Source organism: Arthrobacter sp. P4_H3 (genome assembly GCF_056400885.1).
Map to the genome: position 1 here is coordinate 277704 of NZ_JBFUKK010000002.1, position 21119 is coordinate 298822.

Consider the following 21119-nt stretch of genomic DNA (forward strand, 5'->3'; position numbering starts at 1 on the left):
ACTACAGCTCAACGACGACTGGAGGAACAACAATGGGCATCCGAACCGGCCAGCAGTACCTGGACAAGCTCAACGCAATGACGCCCCATGTGGTGATCGACGGGGAAGTGGTCAGCGAGAAAATCGCCGAACACCCCGCATTCCGCAACGTGGCAAAGTCTTACGCGAAGCTGTTCGACATGCAGCACGACCCCGCATACCAGGAAGCCCTGACGTACACCTCGCCCGCAACCGGCGACCTGGTGAACGCGTCCTTCCTGGTTCCCCGTACGGTTGAGGACCTTCAGCGCCGGCGCAGGGCCATCTCCACCTGGGCCGAAGCCTCCAACGGTTTCCTCGGCCGCTCGGGAGACTATATGAACTCATCCCTGACGGCGCTCAGTACCGCAGAGAAATGGTTCGCGCAGGCCGACCCCAAATTCGGCGAAAATATCCGGAAGTACTACGAGTGGGCGCGCGAGAATGACGTCCTGGCCACGCATACGCTCATCCCGCCGCAGGTCAACCGCTCCGTCTCGGGCTCCGAGCAGATGGGCGGGCAGCTGACGGCGCACATCGTCGAAGAGCGCGAGGACGGCATTGTGATCAGCGGCGCGCGCATGCTGGCCACCATCGCGCCGATTGCCGATGAACTCCTCGTTTTTCCGTCCACTGTGCTGCGCGGCACCCCCGAGGATGCGCCGTACTCCTTCGCGTTTGCCATTCCCAACGATGCGCCGGGCTTGCGCTACCTGTGCCGCACCTCGCTGTACAACGGCGGAAGCACCCACGACGAACCGCTGGCCTCGCGCTACGAGGAGATGGACGCCGTCGCAATCTTCGACAAGGTGTTCGTGCCGAGTGAGCGGATCTTCATGCTCGGCAATCCGCAGCTGTGCAATGCCTTCTACTCGGAGACCGGCGCGGGTGCCCTGATGACGCACCAGGTGGTCACGCGGACCATCGCCAAGAGCGAGTTCTTCCTCGGCCTGGCGTCCGAGCTCGCCGATTCGATCGGCATCGACAGCTTCCAGCACATCCAGGAGGACATCGCGGAACTCATCATCGACGTCGAAATCGGCAAGGCGCTGGTCCGGGCGTCCGAGGCGGACGCCCAGCTCAACGAGGCCGGGATGATGCTGCCCAAGTGGTCCACGCTGAACGCCGCCAGGAACTGGTACCCCAAGATCGCCCAGCGCTTCCCGCAGATCATCCGGAAGTTCTCGGCGTCCGGGCTGATGGCGCTGCCCGGCGAGGCTGACGTCAACAGCGGGGCCAGGGCCGACATCGACACGTACCTGCAGGGCAAAACGCTCACGGGCCCTGAGCGTGTCCGCCTGTTCAAGCTGGCCTTCGACGCCTCCATCTCAGGGTTCTCGGGCCGCCAGTCCCTCTATGAGTACTTCTTCTTCGGGGATCCCGTCCGGATGGCCAGTGCCCTCGTCAACACCTACGACCGCGAGCCGGTCCGGGCCCGCGTTCGGGAATTCCTCAACCGGAAGGACTGACATGGCGGAAATGTGCGGTTCCCGGTCGCCGCCGCCGGTGACGGCCGAGGGCCCCGCGAAGATTTAAGTGCGCTTTGTCACACAATCGAGTATCCTCATACCAACTGACCGTTCGATCAGTAAATCGCACGGCCCAATTAATCTCCGGCAGTGTCCCTGCCCCCAGCCACGGAGTTCCAATGACCGCAACTTCACACGTCGATTCAGAGGCGGGCCCCAGCAGCAAGCATGAGGAACGCAAAGTCCTCGCAGGCACGCTGGTCGGCACCACCATCGAGTGGTACGACTTCTTCATCTTTGCCCAGCTGACAGCAACGCTGCTGTCGCCGCTGTTCCTTGCCCCGCTGAACGCCTCCAATCCGGGCCTGGCGCAGATCCTGTCCTTTGCCCTGATCGGCATCAGCTTCCTGTTCCGCCCGCTCGGCGCGATCATTGCCGGGCATCTCGGGGACCGCCTGGGCCGAAAGGCCATGCTGGTCTTCACGCTCATCATGATGGGTGCCGCCACGGCGCTGATCGGCGTGCTGCCGACCTACGAGACCATCGGTGTCTGGGCCCCGATCATGCTGATCACCCTCCGCATCATCCAGGGCTTCTCCGCCGGCGGCGAATGGGGCGGTGCGGCCCTGATGGCCGTCGAGCACGCCCCCATGAGCAAGCGCGGCCTGTTCGGCGCCTACCCGCAGATCGGGGTTCCCGTCGGCATGATCCTGGCCACGGGCCTGCTGTACTTCCTCAACACGAGCATGTCGAAGGAAGACTTCGCCGCGTGGGGCTGGCGCGTGCCGTTCCTGCTCTCCATCGTGCTGATCGTGGTCGGGTACCTGATCCGCCGCGCAGTTGCCGAGAGCCCCGTCTTCAAGGAAATGATCGAGCGCAAGGAGAAGGCCAAGGCCCCGCTCGGCCAGCTGATCAAACACCATAAGAAGTCCGTGCTCTACTCCACCATGATCTTCATCGGCAACAACGCCGCCGGATACCTGCTGATCGCGTTCTTCATCTCCTACGCCACCAAGACACTGAAGATGCCGGTCGCGGAGATCCTGCTGGCCACTACGCTGGCGTCCTTCGGCTGGCTGATCTTCACGCTCGTGGGAGGCTGGCTCTCCGACAAGATCGGCCGGGTCAAGACGTTCCTCATCGGCTATGGCATCGTGTTCGCCTGGATGATCCCGATGTTCGCCCTGATCGATACCAAGAACATCATGCTCTACGGCCTGGCCCTCTTCGTCCTGACCATCGGCCTCGGCCTGTCGTACGGTCCGATGTCGGCCATGTATGCCGAGATGTTCCCGGCCAACGTCCGCTACTCCGGCATCTCGATCGGCTACGCCTTCGGTGCGATCCTGGGCGGCGCGTTCGCCGCGACCATCGCCGAAGCGCTGATGCAGAGCACCAAGTGGACCGGGTCCATCGGCATCTACATCATGATCCTGTGCGTCATCTCCGCTGTGGGCGTCATCCTCGCCAAGGAAACCAAGGGACGCCCGTTGGGCGTCAGCAGCCACCACTAGGCCACGCTGATCAGGCGGCGGCGGGCACGGACCGAATGCGGTCCGTGCCCGCCGTTCTTGGTGCAGGACTCTCTAGACGCTCAGGAAGTCGATTGCGCCCTGCTTGAATGCCCTGCTGGTGATCACGTTGCTGTGGTTCCGGCCCGGAATCAGCAGCTGCTCCACGAGTGCCCCTGACTTGGCGCCCAGTTCGGCGAGCTCGGGCATGGTGGCGGCGCGGTCGTCCTTTTCGCCGGCCACGAGCAGCATGGGCATATGCGGGATGGCTTCGGCCGGGTCGAAGGGCTCGCCCTTGATCGCCTCCACGAGGGACAGCAGCGCAAAGATGTTGTTGCTGGGCAGCCCCTGCGCCATCTTCAGCAGCCCGGCAGTGGACTCGTCCGCGATGGGCGTGCCGTCCGCCAGGTACCGCTGCGCGGCCACCAGGTCGAAAGCGGCCAACGGGTCCGCGATGTTGGGGCCCCCGAGCACCAGCCGGTGAACCAGTTCCGGCTGGGTGGCGCCGAATTCCCATGCGAGCCGGGATCCCAGGGAGTAGCCGATCACGTCGAGACCGCTGGCCGGGTCGCCGTCCCGCAAAGGACGGGCGCCGGCGTCGAACGCCACCTGCAGGAGGTCTGCCCGGATCCTGCTCGGGCTGTACGAGTCCATGTCCTCCGGGGCTCCGCTCCGGCCGTGGCCGGGCAGGTCCACGGTGATGACGCGGCGGCCGGCTTCCAGCAGGGCGGACAGCCAGCCGGTGTCCTGCCAGTTGAGCCTGGTGGAGGACGAAAATCCGTGCAGCAGCAGGACGGGCCGCAGCCCGGCGTCGGCCTCCGGTTCGTGCACCTCCACGTAAAGCTGGGGGTCGGTGCCCTCCACGGTGTGGTGGTGCTGCTCGCCGGTGTGCCTGCCGCTCATGGTGTCAGTCCTCATCAAGTACGGCGCTCAGGCGGACCCGGCGCTTCGGTGCCTCTTCCTTCGGGACCGTGCCCACGATGCCGGCGGTGTTGTCCGGCACCTCAAACACAATCAGGGGCTCGCCGACATTGATCTTGTCGCCGGGCCCGCCGTGGGTACGCACCACTTTACCTGCCTGCGGACTGGGCAGTTCAACGGCCGATTTGGTGGTTTCCACCTCGACGAGCGGCTGGTTCCGTTCCACCTGGTCACCCGGTGAAACCAGCCATTCCAGTACTGTCGCCTCGATCAGGCCCTCGCCGAGGTCGGGAAGCGGGAAGGAAATTTCAGCCACGGCGGTACTCCAATACTCGCTGGATGCCAAAGAGGATCCGGTCAATGTTCGGGATGTATTCGTCTTCCAGGTCGCCGGAGGGGTACGGGACGTCGAAGCCGGTGATTCGCTCCACGGGAGCCTTGAGCGTGTCAAAGCAGCCCTGCGTGATCAGCTGGGCCACTTCGGCGCCCAGCCCCGAGGTCAGCGGCGCTTCGTGGACGACGACGGCGCGCCGCGTCTTCCGCACGGACGCCGTCAGCGCCGCTTCGTCGATGGGCTTCAGCCAGCGCAGGTCCAGGACTTCAATGTCGATCCCGTCCTCGGCGGCGAGCTCGGCCACCTGCAGGCAGCGGGCCACCATGGCACCCCAGGCCACGAGGGTCAGGTGCCGGCCTTCGCGCATGACCTTGGCGCCGGTGGGGGAGGAGCCGGACGGGTCCGCGGAGTCGAAGTTGACCTCGCCCATCTGCCAGTAGCGGGACTTCGGCTCCATGAAGATCACCGGGTCCGGGCGGGTGGCTGCGTACTTGAGCAGGTGGTAGGCCTCGTGCGGGTTCGACGGCGAAACCACCTTGAGGCCGGGAACGTGGGCGAAGAGTGCCTCGAGGCTTTCGCCATGGTGTTCGGGGGCGCGGATGCCGCCGAAGCTGGGCACCCGCAACGTGATGGGCATCGGCATGGTGCCCCGGCTGCGGTAGTTCATCCGAGCCATCTGGCAGACGATCTGGTTGATCGCCGGATAGGCGAAGCCGTCGAACTGGACCTCGGGGATCGGGTGGAAGCCGGCCATCGCAAGGCCCACGGACATGCCGAGGATGCCGGACTCGGCGAGCGGGGTGTCAAACACCCTGCCGGTTCCGTACTTCGCCTGGAGCCCGTCCGTAATGCGGAACACGCCGCCCAGCCGTCCGCAGTCCTCACCGAAGATCAGCGTTTTCGGATTCCCGGCCAGGACCTCGTCGAGGGCGCGGTTCAGCGCCTGCTGCATGGAAAGCTGTTCGACTCCGCGGCGTGGGGTTCCATCGGCCATGGCGGCCTCGCTTTCAAGGATGGCGTTAGACATGTTCGGACTCCTCGCGCCAGTTGGCTGCCTGGGCCTGGAGTGCAGGTGTGGTTTCCTGGAAGACCAGATCGAACATTTCGCTGCCGGGTCGGGAGCCGAGCGCCTGGATGCCGGCGCGGATTTCTTCCTCTTCGGCCTTGGCTGCTGCGAGGGCTTCGGCGAAGAAGGCCTCGTCGGCGACGCCGTCGGCGAGCAGCCGCTTCCGGAACCGTTCCAGCGGGTCCTCCCCGGCGCCGTCGCGCTCCTCGTTGAGGGAGCGGTAGCGGCCCGGATCATCAGAGGTGGAGTGCGGGCCGCGCCGGTAGGTTATGGCCTCGATCAGCACCGGGCCGTTGCCTGCCCGGCAGTATGCGAAGGCGTTCCGGGTCGCTTCGACGACGGCGACGACGTCGTTCCCGTCAATCCGCAGCGCCGGAATGCCGTACCCGGCCGCGCGGGCGGCGACGGAGCCGCCAGCCACCTGGCGTTCGGTGGGGACCGAGATAGCCCAGCCATTGTTTTGCACGAAGAAGACCACGGGAGCCTTCATGACTGCCGCGAAGTTCATGGCTTCATGGATGTCGCCCTGGGAGGAGGCGCCGTCGCCGAAGTAGGTCATGGCCACGCCGGGCGTGGCGTCGGCGGTGCCGGCCAGTGTCTGGCCGTGGGCCCAGCCCACGGCGTGGAGCACGGAACCGCCCACTACAGCCTGGATCGGCGCCAGCCGGGATTCCAGGGGGTTGTAGAGTCCGCCGTGCCACGTGGCCTTGTGCGTGGACATGTACGCCACCATGTCCACTCCCATGGCCCGGGCCACGCCCATTTCGCGGTAGGTGGGAAAGACGAAGTCGCGGGTGGTGTCCACGGCGTAGCCGCTTCCCACCTGTGCGGCCTCCTGGCCGAGTTCGGGCGCGTAGCCGGGAATGAGCCCCTGGCGCTGCCAGGCGATGGCCGAGGTGTCCAGGTGCCGGACGGCCACCATAAGCGAATACAGTTCGCGGAGCTGTTCGGCGGTCAGCGGCTCGGACGGAAGGCCGGACAGTTGCCCGGAGTGTGGTTCCGACGGCGGGACGGCGTGGGTGCCGGCGGTCGGGGAAAGCGGGGTATCCATAGCTGTGACCCTAGTCACCAGTGTACGGCTGGGCAATCAGCTCAGGAATCACTGGCCAGATTGCCGAAAGCTGCCATCAGTGAAGCCGAACCGCATAGCAATTTGCCTAGCGGAATCGGGATTGGTCCGCAGGCCGTGACCCAACTAGGTCGCAGTTAATGTCGTTTTGAGCGCTCATAACGACATCTACTGCGACCTAGTTGGGCTGCGACTAGGCGGGGGTGAAGTTACGGGGTTGGGCTGTCCTGGCGCGATGCGGCGACCTTGGCTCCGATCCGGCACGCTGCGGCAATCGCGGCGATCAGGATGATGGTGCTCACCAGTTGGCGGCTGCTATCGGCGTTGCTGAACCCGACGGCAAAGATCAGGGCCAGCAGGACCAGGCCGAAGATCGTCAGGCCCGGGAAGCCCTTCATCCGGAGCGGAAGTTCAGTGCCGTCGCGGTCAGCCCGGCGGCGCAGGATCAGCTGCGAGACGAGGGCGGAGCCCCAGACCATGAGGCAGGTGGAGCCCACGAGCTGGAAGAGTGCCGGCAGAATCTGCTCCGGGAAGAGGAGCTCCAGCACGGCGGCAATGAAGCCGAAGGCCACGGACATACCGACGGCGACCATCGGCACCCTTGCCTTGTTCAGCTTCGACAGGAAACGCGGGGCTTCGCCGCGTCCGGACAGGGAATAGATCATCCGGGAGGCACCGTAGAGGTTCGCGTTGAGGGCGGACAGCAGCGCAATGACGGCCACGAGGGTGATGGCTGTGCCGGCACCGGGGATCCGGGCGGCATCGAGGACACCGGCGAACGGCGACGCCAGGGATTCGGACGTGGCGGGCAGGACGGCCGCGATGACAAAGACGGAGCCGATGTAGAACACGAGGATCCTCCACACCACCGTGCGGATGGCCTGGCCCACGCTGTGGCGCGGGTTCTCCGTCTCAGCGGCGGCGACGCTCACGATCTCGGTGCCGCCGAAGGCAAAGATCACAACGAACAGCGCGGCGGCAATTCCGCCAAGGCCTTCGGGCGCGAAGTTTCCGGTGATGTTGGCCAGGCCCGGGCTCGCTACTTCCGGAAGCAGGCCCAGGAGCAGCGCGGTGCCGACGCCCAGGAACAGCAGGATCGCGGCCACCTTGAGGATCGCGAACCAGAACTCAAACTCGCCGAAGTTGCTCACGCCCGCCAGGTTGATGGCGGTGAAGAGGGCCATGAACGCCAGGGCCAGGACCCAGACGGGAATAACCGGCCACACGGTGAAAAGCAGGCCGGCCGCGCCGAGGGCCTCGGCCGCGATCACCACTACCAGCTGCAGCCACCACAGCCAGCCCACTGTGGCCCCTGCGGTCCGGCCCATGGCCTTCTCGGCGTAGACGGAAAAGGCGCCACTGTTCGGATTGGCCGCGGCCATTTCGCCCAAGGCCCACATCACCAGAATGATCAGTGTGCCGGCTACGAGGTAGGAGATCAGCACGGCGGGCCCGGCGGCCTGGATGCCTGCTCCCGAGCCGAGGAAGAGGCCGGCGCCAATGGCGCTTCCCAGCCCCATCATGGTGAGCTGGCGGGGTTTCATGCTGTGCCCAAGACTGGTGGTGGGGCGCACTGCGGTGGACTTCATTGTCATGCTTGCGAACCTTCTTGTGGTCGGTGGTGTGGTCCTTTTGGGACAACTTGAATTTACCGCCCCGGCACGTCCCTGCGCGCACCGTTCATGAGAGCATGGTGGCAGTTTGCAGGTACGTCGTCGCTTTATTCGATGATTTGTGACCTGGCCGGCCAGCTTGGAAGGAAATTCGATGAATGTGGACGCGGTGGACGCTAAAATTGTCCGGTTCTTCACGGATTCGCCCAGGGCCTCGGTGCTTGAAGCCTCGCGTGTTTTGAAGATCGCCCGTGCCACCGTCCAGTCGCGGCTGGACCGGATGACCGCGGGCGGGGTCATTGGGTCGTGGGTGCCCCAGCCGGATCCGGCCCACTTCGGCTACCCGGTGGTGGCGTTCTGTTCCCTCACCATCAACCAGGACCTGGGGCATGATGCGGTAGTGGAAGCGTTGGCCCGCATCCCCGAACTGATCGAGATCCATACCGTGTCCGGCAGTTCGGACCTGATGGCCCGGATCGCGGCCAGGTCCAACCTCGACCTGCAGCGCGTGCTGGATGCCATGATCGCCACCAGGACGGTGTTGAGGTCCTCGTCCGTGATTGTCCTGAACACGCACTTCGAAGGCCGGACGCTGCCGCTGCTCGAAGCAGCGGCCGCAATGTGACCTGAAACATTTTGCCTACGGGCCCGGCAGTCGTACCATTAGTTCTAGTCAGTTTGACTATAACTAACCGAGGCTCCCGGCGGGCGGGTGCCCGACGAAGCCCAGAGGCGCCGCCGGGCGTGAGGAAAGCGGGGTGAACTGCCGTGTACACGAGCTCTGCCAACGTTGCCGAGCGGCAGGCCGCACCGCCGTCGCTGGCCATTTCCACGGTGATCTTCGCCCTCCGCCCCAGCGAGAAGTCCGGCCGCCCCACCCTGTGGCTTCCGTTGGTGCGCCGGATCCGTGAGCCGTTCAAGGGACTGTGGGCACTCCCCGGAGGCCCGCTGACCCACGCCGAATCCCTGCAGGACGCGGCGTCGCGGAACCTGCGGGAAACCACCGGCCTGGCGCCCAGCTACCTGGAACAGCTTTACGCCTTCGGCGGGCTCCACCGCTCTCCGACGCAGCGCGTGGTGTCCATCGTGTACTGGGCCCTGGTGCAGCCTACGGAAGCCGCGCTCGCCGATGAGTCCGAAAACGTCAGGTGGTTCCGTGCGGACCGCCTGGGAGACCTGGCGTTCGACCACAACGCGATCGTGGACTACGCCCTCTGGCGCCTGCGGAACAAGCTGGCCTACGGCTCCGTTGCCTACCACCTGCTGGGGGAGTACTTCACCCTCGCCCAGGTCCGGGAGGTCTACGAAGCGGTCCTGGACCGCGAACTGGATCCCGCCAATTTCCGCCGGCAGCTCAAGTCCACGCCGGAGATCGAAGAAACCGGCGAATACCTGCAGGGCGGCAAACACCGCCCTCCCCGCCTCTACCGCTTTACCGGCCGCCCCGGCCTTGACCCAGATAACAGGAGCACACCATGAGCAGCGTCAACACAGCAATCCAGTTGATCACTCGCGAACAGGCCGAACAGAAAGCTCTGGGTCTGGCGACCGGAGCCGCCGCCACCTGCAGCCCGGCACTGGCCCGCGGACCATGGGACTACGATCTTGCCGAGGCACTGGCCGGTGTGCCTGCATACGGCCCGGGTGCCTCGAGCACGGATGTTGCCCCTGCCGCGACCCCGCGCCAGGGCCAGCTGCCCGAGGAATACAAAAAGGCCAGCGACGCCGAACTGGACGCACGCATCCGGGCGGCCAAGGCCACTTTGGGGGACAAAGCCGTCATCCTCGGCCACTTCTACCAGCGGGACGAGGTCATTGAGTACGCCGACTTCGTGGGCGACTCCTTCCAGCTGGCCAATGCCGCGCTGACCAAACCGGACGCCGAGGCCATCATCTTCTGCGGCGTGCACTTCATGGCGGAAACCGCGGACATCCTGTCCAAGCCTGACCAGGCCGTCATCCTGCCGAACCTCGCCGCAGGATGCTCGATGGCCGACATGGCAGACATCGATTCCGTGACCGAATGCTGGGAGCAGCTGGAAGAGCTCTACGGCACCGAGCCCGACGCCGACGGCCGGGTTCCGGTCATCCCCGTCACCTACATGAACTCCTCCGCCGCGCTCAAGGGCTTCTGCGGGGAGCACGGCGGCATCGTCTGCACGTCATCCAACGCCGCCACCGTCCTTGAGTGGGCCTTCCAGCGCGGCCAGCGGGTCCTGTTCTTCCCCGACCAGCACCTGGGCCGCAACACGGCGAAAGCCATGGGCGTGCCGATGGAGCAGATGCCCATGTGGAACCCGCGCAAGGACCTCGGCGGCAACGACGAACAGACCCTGCTCGATTCCCGAGTGATCCTCTGGCACGGCTTCTGCTCGGTGCACAAGCGCTTCAACGTGGCCCAGATCGAGAAGGCCCGCGCCGACTTCCCCGGCGTCAACGTGATCGTCCACCCTGAATGCCCCATGGAAGTTGTGGACGCCGCCGATTCCGCCGGATCCACAGACTTCATCAAGAAGGCCATCGCCGCCGCCACGGAACCCACCACGTTTGCCATCGGCACCGAGATCAATATGGTCAACCGGCTGGCAGCGGAGTACCCCCAGCACAACATTTTCTGCCTGGACCCGGTGATCTGCCCGTGCTCCACCATGTACCGGATCCACCCGGGCTACCTCGCCTGGGTGCTGGAGGCGCTGGTCAACGGCGAAACCCTGAACCGCATCACCGTGGATCACGACGTTGCCGCTCCGGCGCGGGTGGCCCTCGAGCGGATGCTGGCGGCCCGGCCGTGACCAGGCCCGGTGTGGCCCGGCCGACCCCGGCCGACGGCGGGGCGACCCGCAACGGCGGCGCCGCGCCGCGCCGACTCGTGGTGGTGGGCAGCGGCATCGCGGGGCTGTACGCGGCGCTGCTGGCGGCCGACGCCGACGGAGGCGCCGCGGCGGAGGTGGTCCTGCTGAGCAAGGGGCAGCTGGAACACAGCAACACGTTCTACGCGCAAGGCGGCGTGTCCGCCGTGCTGGAACCCGGCGAGGCGGCCCCCGGCGACTCCGTGGAGGCACATATCGCAGACACGCTGGCAGCCGGCGCCGGACTGAATAACAGGGAAGCCGTGCGGATCCTCTGCACGGAAGCAGCACAGGACATCGCGGGGCTGCGGCGGTACGGAGTCACTTTCGACGCCGATGCGCAGGGGGACACCGCGCTGGGGCTGGAGGCTGCCCACTCAGCGCCGCGCATCCTGCACGCCGGAGGAGACGCCACCGGCGCCCGTATTGCCCGCGGCCTGATCGCCGCCGTCCTGGAGCGCGCCGTGTCCGGCCGGCTCCGGCTGGAAACCGGCGCGTTCGTCACGGAGCTGACGACGGCGGGCGGCCGGGTGACCGGGGTTGAGTACCTTCAGAACGGCGAACTCAAGAGCCTGCAGGCCGCAGGCGTCCTGCTCGCCACCGGCGGCGCCGGCAGGATCTTTGCCCGCACCAGCAACCCCGCCGTGGCCACGGCGGACGGACTGGCGCTCGCCTGGCGTGCAGGCGCCGCGGTGGGTGACCTTGAATTCTTCCAGTTCCACCCCACCACCATGGCCATGCGCGAGACGGCCGGAGGGCCTCCGCCGCTGCTGGTGTCCGAAGCTGTCCGCGGCGAAGGCGCGGTACTGCTCGACGCCGAGGGCCACCGCTTCATGCCGGACTATCATCCCGACGCCGAGCTTGCACCGCGCGACGTCGTCTCCCGCAGCATCGCGCTGCACCTTGCCCGCACCGGGGCTCCCGCCGACAGCCCGGTGTTCCTGGATGCCCGGGGGATAGAGGCCGCCAGAGGTTCCGGCTTCCTGGCGCGGCGCTTTCCCACCATCAACGCCGCCACGCGGGCGGCAGGGTACGACTGGACCGCCGAACCGCTCCCGGTGTCCCCGGCAGCCCATTACTGGATGGGCGGGGTGTCCACCGACCTGGCCGGACGAACCTCCGTCCCGGGACTGTACGCAGCAGGTGAGGTGGCCTGCACCGGCGCCCAGGGCGCCAACAGGCTGGCCAGCAATTCGCTGCTCGAAGGATTGGTATTCGGCCGGCGTGCCGTTGAGTCCTTCCTTTCACCTGAACCGTCGGTTGGGGCGTCGTTCGACGCCGTTCCTCCGCGTGCTAGCTCGGCCGCGGGCGGCCTCCCTTTTACGCACGCTTCCGGAACACCCTCGAACGACGGCGGCCAGCGCGACTTTACCGGGAAGGAAACCTCGCCAGCTGCGGCCGAAGGTGTTGTGACGTCTTTGCCGGAGCCCGGGATGTTCTCCCGTGACGCCCTGGGTCGGTTGATGACGAGCGCCGCCGGGGTGTTGCGCACGGGGCCGGAACTCGACGCCGCGGCCTCGCAGCTGGCTGAGTGGGCGGACTCGATCGGCCCCATTGAAGCCCGGGACCCACGGGAGTACGAGGACCGCAACCTGCTGCTGGCCGCCCGGCTGCTTGTGGACGCCGCCCGGAACCGGACCATATCCGTGGGCGCGCATTACCGGGCTGATACGGACCACGCGCCAGCCCCCACCCATTCCATGCAAAGGATTTCCTCATGACCACCACCGCCCCGGAAACGCCGGCCCTGACGGCCGTTGAGCTCACCGGCAGCCTTCCCGAAGCCGCCGTGCTGGGTGTGCTGCGGGCTGCGCTCGCCGAGGATGCTCCGTACGGTGACATCACCTCCCAGGTCCTCATCCCGGCGGAAGCCCGCGCGACGGCGGTGCTCAACGCGCGGGTCCCGGGTGTCCTGAGCGGGGGAACCGTGTTCGCCGCCGCCATGAAACTCACGGACCCGGACGCCGTCGTCGAGCTGCTTGTGGCGGACGGCGAACGGTTCGGCGCCGGTACGCCGCTGGCCAGGGTCACCGGCAACGCCCGGGCAGTCCTGCTGGCGGAACGCGTGGGCCTGAACCTGGTCCAGCGGATGAGTGCCATCGCCACCAAAACCGCCGAATTCGTGGACCTCGTCCAGGGGACCAAGGCCAGGATCACGGACACACGGAAGACGACGCCGGGGCTGCGCGTGCTGGAGCGCTACGCCGTTCGCTGCGGAGGCGGTGCCAACCACCGCTTCAGCCTGTCGGACGCCGTGCTGGCCAAGGACAACCACCTCGCAGTCATCACCGGAGGGGACCCGGCGAAACTCACGGCGGTGCTCAGGGCGGCCAGGGCCCAGCTCGGCCACACCACCCACTTCGAGGTTGAGGTTGACCGCATGGACCAGGTGGAGCCGGTCCTCGCCGCCGGGGTGGACACCATCATGCTGGACAACTTCACGCTCGACGAGCTGGCTGCCGGCGTGGCACTGGTCGGCGGACGGGCCCGGGTGGAGGCCAGCGGCAACGTCAACCTCCAAACAGTGGCCGCCATTGCCGGCACCGGCGTGGACGTGATCTCCATCGGCGGCCTCACCCACAGCGTCATCGCCCTCGACCTGGGCCTGGACGTTGAGCTGACGGTGGGCTGAACCGCCATGATTTTCCTGGACGCAGCGGCAACCACGCCGGTCCGCCGCGAGGTGCTGGAAGCCATGTGGCCCTACCTCACCGGCGACTTCGGGAACCCGTCGAGCCATCACTCGCTCGGCGAGTCCGCCGCGGCGGCGCTCGCCGGCGCCCGGACGGGTGCCGCCAAAGTGTTGAACTGCCGGCCGGCAGAGATCACCTTCACGTCCGGCGGCACGGAGGCGGACAACCTCGCCGTCAAGGGCATTGCCCTGGCCAGGCAGGCAGCCGACCCGACCCTGAACCGTGTGGTGATCAGCGCCGTCGAACATCCCGCGGTGGAGGAATCGGCGCGGTACTTGGCACGGTTCCACGGTTTTGCCGTTGATGTCGTCCCCGTGGACGGCTTCGGGCAGGTCACGCCGGAGTTGCTCGCCGCCGTGCTCCGGCCGGAGACGGCGCTGGTCAGCATCATGTACGCGAACAACGAAGTGGGAACGGTCCAGCCGGTCCGGCAGCTCGCAGCCCTCAGCCGTGAACACGGCATTCCATTCCACACCGACGCGGTCCAGGCCGCGGGCTGGCTCCCGCTGGACACGAAACTGCTGGGCGTGGACGCCATGAGCATCTCCGGGCACAAACTGGGCGCACCGAAAGGCAACGGGGCGCTGTTCGTGCGGAGCCGCACCCGGCTTGAACCCCTTATCCATGGCGGCGGGCAGGAACGCGGCCGCCGCTCCGGGACCGAGAACGTTGCCGGTGCCGTGGCCCTGGCCACCGCACTGTCGCTGGTCCGCCCCGACCGGGACCTGCCTGCGCAGGTTGCCGCCCTGCGTGACCACTTCATCCGGGAGGTCCTGGCCGGCGTTCCCGGCGCACAACTGACGGGTCACCCCCTGAACCGGCTGCCGTCGGTGGCTTCGTTCTGTTTCCCCGGAACCAGCGGGGAGTCGGTGCTCCTTGAGCTGGAGCGGCAGGGGGTGGTCTGCTCCAGCGGGTCGGCCTGCGCGGCGGGATCCGACGCTGCCTCGCCGGTGCTGCTGGCCATGGGCATTCCGGCCGAAGTCGCCCAGACCGCCGTCCGGTTCAGCTTTGATGCCACCGTGACGGCGGCGGAACTGCAGGAAGCGGCAGCAGCCGTCCGCAACGCCGTCGGCAGCGTGCTCGCGCTCGGCATCCGCTAGGCGTTATCTGTCCGGCGTTGTCTGTAGGGCGTCAGCGGTGCCGTGCGCGGCGGAAGATCCAGTGCCGCAACAGTGCGAAGCGCACGGCCGTGGCCAGGAATCCGGACAGGGTTGTGGTCCACAGTTCGTCAGACATCGTGGCGTCAGGGTTGAGCCAGTGCAGCACGCCGAGGCTGCCGCCCGTGATCACCAGCGCAATCACGATGACGACCAGTCCGCTGAGATGGTCCCTGGCGATTTTTCCGCGCCCGGCGATCTTGAACGTGAGGCGCCGGTTCAGGGCCGTGTTCATCACGGAGGTAATGATCAGGGCCGAGGCATTGGCCAGCTGGGGTCCCAGCCAGGGCCGCAGCAGGGCATACAGGGCCAGCGAGGTCACCGTGCATACGATGCCCACGCCGGTGAACCGGAGGAGCTGCCGGACTGCCGGAAAACGAAGGATGCCCGAGTAGTGCTTCGTGGCGGGCTGGCGCCGGAGGGCGGCTTCGGGAGCGGGGGCATCGGGCATGTGGAGGCCGGAACCGGGCTGTTGCGTCAGCGGGGCCGCGGTCGCAGCAGGTGACTCCATCCATCAAGCCTGCCATACGGCAGCGCGGATTCCCGTCAGGCTGAGGCCCGCACGGGGTTCGTCAGTTCGCCGATTCCCTCCACCCGGCACGTGACGGTGTCTCCGGGGTGAAGCTGCGCGCTTTCGGCGGGGAACCCCGTGAGGACGAGGTCGCCGGGGTGCAGCGTCATGAAGGACGTCAGGTAGACCAGGATTTCGTCGACGCCCCAGCCGAGGTCCGCGGAGCTGGCATGCCGGAGATCCTTGCCGTTGTGGACAATGCCGATGGAAAGCGCGCCGGTGTCCAAAGTGCTGTTCAGGCCCGTCACGATCCATGGTCCCGCCGGCGTGAACGTGTCCTGGCTCTTGGCGCTGATCCACAGGTCGTCGGTTTTCTGCAGCTCGCGGGCCGTGACGTCGTTGCCGATGGTAAATCCGAGGACGGCTGTCCGTGCATTTTCCAGGGTCAGTCCGCGTGCCCGGCGCCCGACGACGATAGTCAGTTCCGCTTCCGGGTCCACATGGCCCACGCCCGGTGCGAGTTCGATCGCGTCGCCCGGTCCCACCACGCTGGTGGCCGCCTTGTGGAACGCCTGGGGCGGAAGGTCCCGGCCCGCCTGGCCGGTGTTGTGCGCCATGCCGAGCACGTTGGCCGGAATGCTGGGCGCAAGGAAGATGAATGAGTCTTCGCCAACAGCGGATCCGTGCTGCCAGCCTGTCCGCGGCGGAGCCCCGGCGTTGGCCAGGGACCCGGGGAACGGGCTATCGATGACCATCCAGACCTTTCCCGCATCGCTGCCAAAATCCGGGGCGTCATTGGCCACGAAGAACTGTTCCAGCTCAGAAGCAGGGGAGTGCGGACGGACTCGGGCAATTCGGCGCGTTTGCATGGCGGTCATCATGACATCCTACGTCCTGTCCGGCGCTGGGGTGGAGTGTGTCGTCCGCAGGCTGCCGGCACAAGTCCGGGCCGTCAGGCGAGGGCGGCAGATCCGAATGCCACACTGAACCTGTCGCACCAAAGCACCACGGTGTCCAGCCCGCTGAGGTCCGTTCCCGGCGGGATGGCGTAGCTGTGGTTGCCGTGGGTTGCCTTGACTGGCCCGAGATCCAGGAACCTGCCGGAACGGTACTTGAACCAGTCGCCGCCTGCCTCGCGGTCGCTGAGCCATACTTTGACGTCGGGGCCGTCGCTGCTGGCAAGGTTCTCGAGTCTGACCACATGCGAACCGTCAGGCAGCTGCACCAGGCTCGCGCTGCCTGAGGTGGGATGTTCCTGGGACTGGAATGGCCCCGTGGCCAGAACAGTGGGCAGTGCGGCTGCCGTAGCGACGGGAGCGGAGATTGCAGCGGGCGGCGTTGCAGCGGCCGGTGTTGAACCGGGCGATGTTGAACCGGCCGGTGCAGTGGCAGCGGGGCGCGGCGTCAAGGGTTCATCGATCGAGCTGCTGGTGAACAGCCGCCATGGCTGGAACAGTGCCATTCCGGCAACGAGCAGCACCAGGAAAGCCGCGGAGGCCAGGGCCAGGATGGTACGTCGTCGGGTCTTTCCCATAATCAAAGGCTAAGCGCGGTGCGAGCGCGCCGTCCCGCGGTTTTTCTTACGGTTCCCTATCGGCGCGGGAGGGTGTCAGTAAAGTTCTCCCACGGGGATCTCTACGGCCAGCCGGTTGGACGGACCGGCCAGCGGGCACGCCCACGCTTCGTTGTACGCGCAGGACGGGTTGTACGCGAAGTTGAAGTCCAGGATGAATTCGGCGTCGGGACCGGATCCCAGGACGCCGTGGAAGGCTCCCTTGATCGTGTCCAGGAGGTAGCGCCCGGCGCCGTAGCTGCCGCCGGGCTGGCCCGCCGTCGCATCCCGGAACGGCACGAAGATGCCGCCGCCGTAACCGTGCAGCTTCCAGACGGCCAGCTGGCCCATCTCCGGCAGGTCGAAGGTGCCCAGGCGCACAAACCTGACAACGCCGTCGGTCGCGGTCTCGACGTTCATTTCGCGGCCCTCGCCCTCTTTTGTCAGGGGCACGTGGAACCGGTAGATGGGGTCGTAGTCGGCGGTCCGGAGGCCGCTGAACGTGGCCTTGTCCGCTGCAGTGAGGGCGGAGGCAGGGTGGGTGCCGAACATCCGGTCCCGTTCCTGGCGCCAATACGAGTGAGCCTCGGCGGGGCTGTCCGCAGCGATTCTGCGGACATCCTGGTACATGGCGAACGTCCGGACCCGCCAGTCGGCAATGTCCAGGGCCGAGATGTCCGCCACGCTGTCCTGGTCCGCGTCAAAGTGCTGTTCCGCCATGTCCCCAGCGTATCCCTCTTTGCGGGCGGGAAAGCCCGCACGCCAGAGTAACGCCGCCCGCGGCGGCGGGCGCAGATGCCACAACACTCCGTCCGGAACGCGGGGGCTGCGGCGGCGGCGCGGCTACGCTTGCCTCATGACAGGCAAGGCAGTGGCCCGCGGGGCCCGGTTTGGGACGGCGCTGGTCGTTGTGGCTGCGCTGATGTCCGGCTGCAGCGGCGACGGCAAAGGCGAACCCGCCTGGACGGCGGGCAGCAGTCCAACGGAAAGCGCGACGCCGGCGGTCACCCCGTCGGCGTCGGCACCGGGAACAACTCCCGGAGCCTCCGCCACGGGTACGGAATCCGCGTCCGCCGGCGCGACAGCGTCGGCGTGGAAGGTCTTCTCCGATTCCGCCAAGAACGTCAGCTTTGAACTGCCTCAGGACTGGATCGCGCAGGCAGTCACGCCGGACCAGGGGACGCTTCCGGGCGCCCTCAAAATCGAGGTCAAAGATGCCAAGGGCAACTACCTGGCCACGCTGCAGACCGGCCTGCCATCGCCGGCCGCTGCCTCGTGCGCGGAGGGGGACCGGAAGCCGTATGTGGTGGTCAGCAGCGTCCCCCTGGACCTGCCGCACCGTGAGGGCGAGGGCCTCATTACCCCGCATGTGGTGTTCCGCGTCATTCAGGGATACAAGTTCTTCGGCTCCTACGGCATCACCAACGTGGTGGGAGGAGGCGACGGCAGGGCCTGCGCCCTCCAGAACATCGTCCGGGGACCCGAAGGCAAAGGGGACGTCTCGTTCGGTGACCTGACCGCACTGAAGACCTTCGCGACCGACGAGAAAGTGGCCCCCGCCAAGGCGTTCGACACCCTGGACCTGGCTGCCAAGTACGTCAACGAGGGGTCCGAATTCGCGAATGTCCAGCGGATGCTAATGTCTCTGAAGATCAAAAGTTAGTCCCGCCGCCCTCCTGTAAACCCAACCGGCCGGCACTGGGGACTGTTCTGCCGCTACCTCACACCCCGGAGATACATGGAACGCAGCGTAGCCGCCCGGCTCGTCTTCAAGACCGTAGCTGAAACCAAAGTCGCACTGGCGGTTTCCGTAGCCAGGAACCCGGGGTATTCGTCCCTCGTTGAAACGCTTTCGGTGACGTCGGGGGCGGACCAGGTTCCGGTCACGGAACTGTCCGACCATCATGGCGGGCGCTTCCACTACATGGAGTTCGCGGAACCCACGGAGGTGACGGTGGAGTACACGGCTGCCGTCTCCGGGCTGGCGGTTCCGGAAGAGCCGAACCGGATGGAGCTCATCCGCTACGTCCGGCCCAGCCGCTACGCGGAGTCCGACCGGCTGCTCCCCACGGCCTATGCCGAATTCGGCGGGGCCCAGGGCGAAGAGCTTCTGCATGCTGTGCGCAACTGGGTCTTCAGCGAGCTTCGCTATGTCAGTGGCTCCTCCCGCGGAACCGACGGAGCGGTGGAGACGCTCCTGCACCGCCGCGGCGTGTGCCGGGACTTTGCGCACCTGGCCATCGCCCTGCTGCGGTCCAAGGATGTCCCGGCACGGCTCGTGGCCGTCTATGCACCCGGGCTTAGTCCGATGGATTTCCACGCCGTGGCCGAGGCCTACATCAACGGTGCCTGGTATGTCATCGACCCCACCGGTCTCGCCCCGCGGGAGAGCATGCTGAGGATCACCGCCGGCAGGGACTCCTCGGACACGGCCTTCCTGTCCACAGTGGGCGGAAGCCTGTCCCTGAGGGAGCTTCGCGTTACGGCTGTGGTGGACGGCGACTTGCCCGTGGAGGATCCCACGAAGCTTGTCGCCATCACCTGAGGCACTGCTCTACCTCCTATCGCCCTGACACGGCGCCGCGCAGTTTTTCGGTGAGCCGCAGCAGTTCGCGCTGTTCGCTGGCAGTCAGGGCCGGAGTGATCAGGGCGGAGATGTCGCGTACGTGCTCCCGCCCGATCTGCTTTTGCAGGTCCCGGCCGGCGTCCGTCAGCTTCAGCAGGACGCCCCGGCCGTCCTGGGGTGCCGGCATCCGCTCCAGCAGTCCGCGCTTTTCCAGCCTGTCCACGAGCCTGCTGAGGCTGGATTGGCTGAGCAGCACGTTGTCGTTCAGCTCGTTCAAGCGCAGCCAGCCGGAGGGGCAGCGGGAGAGCGTGAACAGGACGTCGTATTCGTTGACCGCCAGTTCCTTGAAGGCAGGGCCGGACTGCAGCCTGCGCATCACCGCCACCTGGGCGCGGAACAGCGATTCCCAGGTTTCGGCGGCGAGCCGGACAGGCGACCCGCCTGGCTGGGCGGCCATCAGGCGTCCTGCGCGGTCGGCTTGCTCAGGGTGTCCTCCTGCACCTGGGCAGCCATCCGCGCTGCCACCCGCCCTGCATGCGTGGGCGGTTCCGGTACATGGGCGGGCGTGAGGGCGGCGTACTCCTTGCGCAGTACCGGTAGGACTTCCTCGCCGAACAGGTCCAGTTGTTCCAGCACGGTCTTCAGCGGCAGGCCTGCGTGGTCAATCAGGAAGAGCTGGCGCTGGTAGTCGCCGAAGTACTCACGGAACGTGAGGGTCTTTTCGATGACTTCCTGCGGACTGCCGACGGTCAGGGGTGTCTGCGAGGTGAAGTCCTCCAACGAGGGGCCATGGCCGTAGACGGGCGCATTGTCGAAGTAGGGGCGGAACTCCTTCACGGCGTCCTGGGAGTTCTTGCGCATGAAGAACTGTCCGCCCAGTCCCACGATGGCCTGGTCGGCCTTGCCGTGGCCGTAGTGCTCGTAGCGTTCGCGGTAGAGGCTGATCAGCTGCTGGTAGTGCTCCTTGGGCCAGAAGATGTTGTTGGCGAAGAATCCGTCGCCGTAGTACGCGGCCACTTCCGCAATCTGCGGAGTGCGGATGGAGCCGTGCCACACGAAGGGGGCCACGCCGTCGAGCGGGCGCGGAGTGGAGGTGAAGTTCTGCAGCGGCGTGCGGTGCTTGCCGGACCAGTTCACCGTGTCCTCATCCCAGAGTTTGCGCAACAGGCTGTAGTTCTCGATGGCCAGCTCGATGCCGTCCTGGATGTTCTTGCCGAACCAGGGGTAGACCGGGGCCGTGTTGCCGCGCCCCAGCACCAGGTCCACGCGGCCGTCGGCCAAGTGCTGCAGCATCGCAAAGTCTTCGGCGATCTTCACGGGGTCGTTGGTGGTGATCAGCGTGGTGGCAGTGGACAGGATGATGCGTTCTGTCTGCGCCGCGATGTAGGCCAGCGTGGTGGTGGGGGAGGAGGAGAAGAACGGCCGGTTGTGGTGCTCGCCGATGGCGTAGACGTCCATGCCGATCTCTTCGACTTTTTTGGCGATGGCCACGGAGGCCTTGATGCGCTCGTGTTCCGTGGGCGTGCGGCCCGTGGTGGGATCAGTGGTGATGTCACTGACACTGAATACGCCGATCTGCATGATGTGCCTTTCCGATTTCCGAACTGTTCCGGGTCTTGTTCCAGTGTAGCCGATTTACATGCATTTGCATCTATCGGTGAGTGTAACGTCCGGCACGCCAGGATATTCCCGCACGGTTAAAGCAGCAGTGCCCGTTCCGCCGGGGCGGCACGGGCACTGCTATTTTTCGGGCACTGCTATTTTTCGGGCGGTGTCGTGTTTGGGCCGCT

Annotated in this window: 21 protein-coding genes; 10 read left to right on the forward strand and 11 right to left on the reverse strand. The window is 66.5% G+C overall.

Annotation, left to right across the window (positions count from 1 at the left end; genetic code table 11):
• The first annotated feature begins 32 nt into the window (after window positions 1–32).
• Both hpaB and AC1DRE_RS04625 read left to right on the forward strand, forming a co-directional pair.
• Window positions 33–1487, forward strand: a complete 1455-nt coding sequence (hpaB, locus tag AC1DRE_RS04620; protein WP_476983526.1) for a 4-hydroxyphenylacetate 3-monooxygenase, oxygenase component — start codon at window positions 33–35, stop codon at window positions 1485–1487.
• A gap of 179 nt (window positions 1488–1666) precedes the next feature.
• Entirely contained in the window at window positions 1667–3001 is a 1335-nt protein-coding gene (locus tag AC1DRE_RS04625; protein ID WP_476983527.1) for an MFS transporter, read from the forward strand.
• Window positions 3002–3073: 72 nt separating this feature from the next.
• Here the strand turns inward: AC1DRE_RS04625 and AC1DRE_RS04630 are convergent, their stop codons facing one another.
• From AC1DRE_RS04630 to AC1DRE_RS04650, 5 genes are all read right to left on the reverse strand, one after another.
• Window positions 3074–3901 (reverse strand): alpha/beta fold hydrolase, encoded by an 828-nt coding sequence (locus AC1DRE_RS04630; protein ID WP_476983528.1) that lies wholly within the window; start codon window positions 3899–3901, stop codon window positions 3074–3076.
• 4 nt (window positions 3902–3905) lie between these two features.
• Window positions 3906–4235 carry a biotin/lipoyl-containing protein gene (locus tag AC1DRE_RS04635; RefSeq protein ID WP_476983529.1) on the reverse strand — a complete coding sequence of 110 codons (330 nt, stop codon included), beginning with the start codon at window positions 4233–4235 and terminating at the stop codon, window positions 3906–3908.
• Complete coding sequence (locus tag AC1DRE_RS04640; RefSeq protein WP_476983530.1) at window positions 4228–5280, reverse strand: alpha-ketoacid dehydrogenase subunit beta; 1053 nt, start codon at window positions 5278–5280, stop codon at window positions 4228–4230. The genes AC1DRE_RS04635 and AC1DRE_RS04640 overlap by 8 nt, the downstream gene beginning before the upstream one ends.
• Window positions 5273–6241 carry a thiamine pyrophosphate-dependent enzyme gene (locus AC1DRE_RS04645; protein WP_476983620.1) on the reverse strand — a complete coding sequence of 323 codons (969 nt, stop codon included), beginning with the start codon at window positions 6239–6241 and terminating at the stop codon, window positions 5273–5275. Before AC1DRE_RS04645 ends, AC1DRE_RS04640 begins: the two co-directional genes overlap by 8 nt.
• A 356-nt stretch (window positions 6242–6597) precedes the next feature.
• Window positions 6598–7983 carry an amino acid permease gene (locus tag AC1DRE_RS04650; RefSeq protein ID WP_476983531.1) on the reverse strand — a complete coding sequence of 462 codons (1386 nt, stop codon included), beginning with the start codon at window positions 7981–7983 and terminating at the stop codon, window positions 6598–6600.
• Window positions 7984–8155: 172 nt separating this feature from the next.
• Here AC1DRE_RS04650 and AC1DRE_RS04655 point away from each other — a divergent pair, with 172 nt between their 5' ends.
• From AC1DRE_RS04655 to AC1DRE_RS04680, 6 genes are all read left to right on the forward strand, one after another.
• Window positions 8156–8626: an Lrp/AsnC family transcriptional regulator gene (locus AC1DRE_RS04655; RefSeq protein ID WP_476983532.1), complete on the forward strand. Its 471-nt coding sequence runs from the start codon at window positions 8156–8158 to the stop codon at window positions 8624–8626.
• Window positions 8627–8769: 143 nt separating this feature from the next.
• Window positions 8770–9480 (forward strand): NUDIX hydrolase, encoded by a 711-nt coding sequence (locus tag AC1DRE_RS04660; protein ID WP_476983533.1) that lies wholly within the window; start codon window positions 8770–8772, stop codon window positions 9478–9480.
• A complete protein-coding gene (gene nadA / locus AC1DRE_RS04665; protein ID WP_476983534.1) occupies window positions 9477–10793 on the forward strand; it encodes a quinolinate synthase NadA in 1317 nt (438 codons plus the stop codon). Before AC1DRE_RS04660 ends, nadA begins: the two co-directional genes overlap by 4 nt.
• An 11-nt stretch (window positions 10794–10804) precedes the next feature.
• Entirely contained in the window at window positions 10805–12571 is a 1767-nt protein-coding gene (gene nadB / locus AC1DRE_RS04670; RefSeq protein ID WP_476983621.1) for an L-aspartate oxidase, read from the forward strand.
• Complete coding sequence (nadC, locus tag AC1DRE_RS04675) at window positions 12568–13482, forward strand: carboxylating nicotinate-nucleotide diphosphorylase (protein ID WP_476983535.1); 915 nt, start codon at window positions 12568–12570, stop codon at window positions 13480–13482. The genes nadB and nadC overlap by 4 nt, the downstream gene beginning before the upstream one ends.
• 6 nt (window positions 13483–13488) lie before the next feature.
• On the forward strand, window positions 13489–14643 hold the full coding sequence (locus AC1DRE_RS04680; RefSeq protein WP_476983536.1) for a cysteine desulfurase family protein: 1155 nt from the start codon (window positions 13489–13491) through the stop codon (window positions 14641–14643).
• 31 nt (window positions 14644–14674) lie between these two features.
• Here AC1DRE_RS04680 and AC1DRE_RS04685 read toward each other — a convergent pair whose 3' ends face one another.
• The 4 genes from AC1DRE_RS04685 to AC1DRE_RS04700 form a co-directional block, all read right to left on the reverse strand.
• Entirely contained in the window at window positions 14675–15211 is a 537-nt protein-coding gene (locus tag AC1DRE_RS04685) for a GtrA family protein (protein ID WP_476983537.1), read from the reverse strand.
• A gap of 35 nt (window positions 15212–15246) precedes the next feature.
• The gene (locus tag AC1DRE_RS04690) at window positions 15247–16089 is read right to left on the reverse strand and encodes a fumarylacetoacetate hydrolase family protein (protein ID WP_476983538.1); all 843 of its coding nucleotides are present in this window, start codon (window positions 16087–16089) and stop codon (window positions 15247–15249) included.
• A gap of 74 nt (window positions 16090–16163) precedes the next feature.
• Window positions 16164–16745, reverse strand: coding sequence for a DM13 domain-containing protein (locus AC1DRE_RS04695; protein WP_476983539.1), 582 nt, complete (start codon window positions 16743–16745; stop codon window positions 16164–16166).
• A gap of 75 nt (window positions 16746–16820) precedes the next feature.
• Window positions 16821–17483, reverse strand: coding sequence for a DUF1684 domain-containing protein (locus AC1DRE_RS04700; protein ID WP_214952879.1), 663 nt, complete (start codon window positions 17481–17483; stop codon window positions 16821–16823).
• 136 nt (window positions 17484–17619) lie between these two features.
• Here AC1DRE_RS04700 and AC1DRE_RS04705 point away from each other — a divergent pair, with 136 nt between their 5' ends.
• Window positions 17620–18426, forward strand: a complete 807-nt coding sequence (locus AC1DRE_RS04705) for a hypothetical protein (RefSeq protein WP_476983540.1) — start codon at window positions 17620–17622, stop codon at window positions 18424–18426.
• Between the two features lie 75 nt (window positions 18427–18501).
• Window positions 18502–19308: a transglutaminase-like domain-containing protein gene (locus tag AC1DRE_RS04710; protein WP_476983541.1), complete on the forward strand. Its 807-nt coding sequence runs from the start codon at window positions 18502–18504 to the stop codon at window positions 19306–19308.
• Window positions 19309–19324: 16 nt separating this feature from the next.
• Here the strand turns inward: AC1DRE_RS04710 and AC1DRE_RS04715 are convergent, their stop codons facing one another.
• Together AC1DRE_RS04715 and AC1DRE_RS04720 are read right to left on the reverse strand one after the other, a co-directional pair.
• Window positions 19325–19786: a MarR family winged helix-turn-helix transcriptional regulator gene (locus AC1DRE_RS04715; protein WP_476983542.1), complete on the reverse strand. Its 462-nt coding sequence runs from the start codon at window positions 19784–19786 to the stop codon at window positions 19325–19327.
• A complete protein-coding gene (locus AC1DRE_RS04720) occupies window positions 19786–20910 on the reverse strand; it encodes an LLM class flavin-dependent oxidoreductase (RefSeq protein ID WP_476983543.1) in 1125 nt (374 codons plus the stop codon). The genes AC1DRE_RS04715 and AC1DRE_RS04720 overlap by 1 nt, the downstream gene beginning before the upstream one ends.
• Between the last annotated feature and the right edge of the window lie 209 nt (window positions 20911–21119).